General features: G+C 69.6%; 2 protein-coding genes and 1 pseudogene. 2 read left to right on the forward strand and 1 reads right to left on the reverse strand.

From position 1 onward, the window contains the following. Positions 1 to 1303, reverse strand: a 1303-nt coding sequence (locus RT567_RS15730; RefSeq protein WP_313577165.1) for a peptidoglycan DD-metalloendopeptidase family protein, incomplete at its 3' end; no start/stop codon positions are given. Positions 1304 to 1740: 437 nt separating this feature from the next. Here RT567_RS15730 and RT567_RS15735 point away from each other — a divergent pair. Together RT567_RS15735 and RT567_RS15740 are read left to right on the forward strand one after the other, a co-directional pair. After that, entirely contained in the window at positions 1741 to 2466 is a 726-nt protein-coding gene (locus RT567_RS15735; RefSeq protein WP_313577166.1) for a hypothetical protein, read from the forward strand. Beyond that, positions 2423 to 2794: pseudogene (locus tag RT567_RS15740) on the forward strand (C4-dicarboxylate ABC transporter); the annotation flags it as partial. The gene RT567_RS15735 and the pseudogene RT567_RS15740, both read left to right, overlap by 44 nt.

Consider the following 2794-nt stretch of genomic DNA (forward strand, 5'->3'; position numbering starts at 1 on the left):
GGCGCTGGCCGCCGGCGGCGATGACGCGGTCGATGCGGGCCTTTTCGGCGCGGAAGGCGGCCAGATCGGCGCCCGCCAGGACGGTGCCTTCCTGGGTCTTGATGCCAGCCGGATTGATCCGCTGGCCGTTGCGCCAGATTTCATAGTGCAGGTGCGGGCCGGTCGAAGCGCCGGTCGAACCGACGTAGGCCACGACCTGGCCCTGGGTCACGCGCTGACCGGCGCGCATGCCCGAGGCGAAGCGCGACAGGTGGCCGTAACCGCTTTCCAGGCCGTTGGCGTGACGGATGCGCAGCCAGTTGCCGTAACCGCCCCAGCGACGGGCCTCGACCACCACGCCGTCGGACGGCGCCACGACCGGCGTGCCGGTGGAGGCGGCGAAGTCCATTCCCTGGTGCATCTTGCGATAACCCGAGATGGGGTGGGTGCGGACGCCGAAGTTGGAGCTGACGCGGCGGAAATTCTGCAGCGGGGTGCGCATCATGGCGGTGCGCGTGTTCTTGCCCGTGGCGTCGAAATACTGGGCCGTCTTCGAGCCGGCGGGCTGGAAGCGGTAGAAGGCGTGTCCCTTCAACTCGGCGTAGAGCAGTTCGCCGGTTTCCACCGTGCGGCCCGATTCCGTCACCGTGCGGTCGAAGACCAGGGTGAACTCGTCCGAGGCGCGCACGTCGCGCTGCATGTCGAACTTGTGGGCGAAGAGCTGGCTGGCGCGGCGCACCACGGCCGAGGTGGCGCCCAGTTCGCGAGCGCTGGCCGACAGGGAGCGCTGCACCTTGTCGTTGGCGACGACGGTTTCCTCGGTGATCTTCTCGTCCAGCGAGCGCAGGCGCAGGGCGCCGTCGAAGCTGCGCGACACGGTCAGCTGGCTGGCCGGGCCGGTGCGCATGGTCAGGCCGATCAGGCGGGCGTCGCCCAGGCCGCCGCGCGGCTTGGACACGGCGGTCTCGAAGCGCAGGCCCGCACGCATGTCGTTCAGGTCGAAGGCGCTGGCGACCGTGGCGGCCACGGCCTTGGCTTCGTCGGCGCCGATGCCGGTGCGGCGCACGGCCTGCTCAAAAGTCTCGCCGCGGCGAATCTGGACAGGGATGGCTTCCGGAGCAGTCATGCCGGCCGGCGCGGCGGCGGCGGCGTAGGCCTGCGCTTCCAGCGATTCGATCTGCGCCGCAGTCAGGGCTGGAACTTCCTCGGCCTTCACCTGTTCATATCCACGACCGGCCAGCAGGGCGATGCCCACTGCGGCGCAGGTCGTCAGCAGGTGCGGCGCGAGCCGGACGGGCTGGCGGCGAGGATCGAACTGAGCCATGGGTCCCCGGTAAGTCGGCGACGCATTCCGCGCCAAAACAGTCGAATCTCAATGCGTCGGCCGGTCGCCCAGCGAACGCGAAGCGAGCCGTATAGCCCGCACGTCCCATCTTGGGAAGATGGAATGTTACGATTGGTTAACGTGGCGGCGATGAAGTGCAGTAATTTAGCGTTCTGCGTGAGTCTCGCGCCAAACTTCGCCTTCTTGTAGTCGAGGTCGACTGGTAGTGGCTGAGGTGTCACGCCGCAGTGCTCATTCTGCAACGACTGTTGTCGTAACGCATTCTGTGGCGTTGTTCCCTTTCCTGTTAAGTTGAACACCCAGCGCCCTTGACCGACGACATCGCCTCCTCAGGGTCCGACGCCGGATCCGCTCATTCCTCTGGCGCGCCGTCCGGAAAGGGCAGGCCGCGCCCGCGACTGCGATTGGCGGCGCGGATGCTGCTGATCCTGCTGGCGCTGCTGCTGGTGCTGGCGGCGACGCTGTATCTGAACCGGCGGGCGGCGGCGCGGGAGCTGCTGGTCGGCTGGCTGGACCGCAAGGGCATTGACGCCGACCTCGAGGTCGAGCGGCTGGAGCTCAACGGCTTCGTCGGCAAGGTCTCCATCGGCGATCCCAAGAACCCGGACTTCAAGGTCGAGCGGGTCGAGGTCGACTACGCCGTGGGCCTGCCGTGGTCGAAGGCCGGCCTGGGGGTGACGCCCAGCCGCGTCCGCCTGGTCCGTCCGATCGTCCGGGCGGCGTGGAGGGACGGCGAGCTGTCGCTGGGCAGCCTCGATCCTTTGGTCGAGGAGTTCACGGGCAAGCCGCCCAAGCCGGATTCCCGCGCGCCCCTGGTCATCGTCGAAGGCGGTCAGGCGCGGCTCGACACCGAATACGGCCCGCTGCGCCTGCTGGCGGACGCGCGGATCGACGACGGCAAGCTGATGCGGCTGTCGGGACGGATGCCCGCCGCCTCGCTCAAGAGCGGCGAGACCGAGGCGCGCGGCCTGGCCGGCGTCATCGAGGTGACGACCGCGGGCGACCGTACGGCGGTGAAGCTGGACGCCCAGGCCGAGCGCTTCGCCGTGGCGGGAACTGGCGAGCGCCGGGACGACGGCGCGTCAGGCGGTCGCGACGATGGAATTCGCCGGGGCGGTCGAAGGCTGGCTCAACGCCTATAGCCTCAAGGGCGAGGCGAAGGCTGCGGCTTCGGCCGACCGGGTTCAGGGCGAGGGGATGGAGGGCCGTCAGGCGACGCTGGACCTCAACCGCCTGACCCTGTCGACGTCGGGCGGGACCGAGGGGCAGGAGATGAAGTGGCGCGCGGCCTCGCCCCTGCGGCTGACGGCGGCGTCGGGTCGGTTCGGCGAGGCTCGTCTGACCCAGGCGGTCGTCGTCTCGAGTGCGATCGAGGCGGGCGGCAAGGGCGGCGCTTTCGAGGTGCAGGGGCCGGCGACCCTGAGCGCGCAGCGGCTGGCGACCGGCGATGTGGCCCTCAGCGGCGCGCGC

This window comes from Brevundimonas sp., assembly GCF_032107865.1.
Classification (GTDB): Bacteria; Pseudomonadota; Alphaproteobacteria; order Caulobacterales; family Caulobacteraceae; genus Brevundimonas.

What these genes read in the sequence shown, in the direction of transcription:
- RT567_RS15735 (WP_313577166.1), top strand. Translation starts at nt 1,741, where the DNA reads ATGCTGCTGATCCTGCTGGCGCTGCTGCTGGTGCTGGCGGCGACGCTG.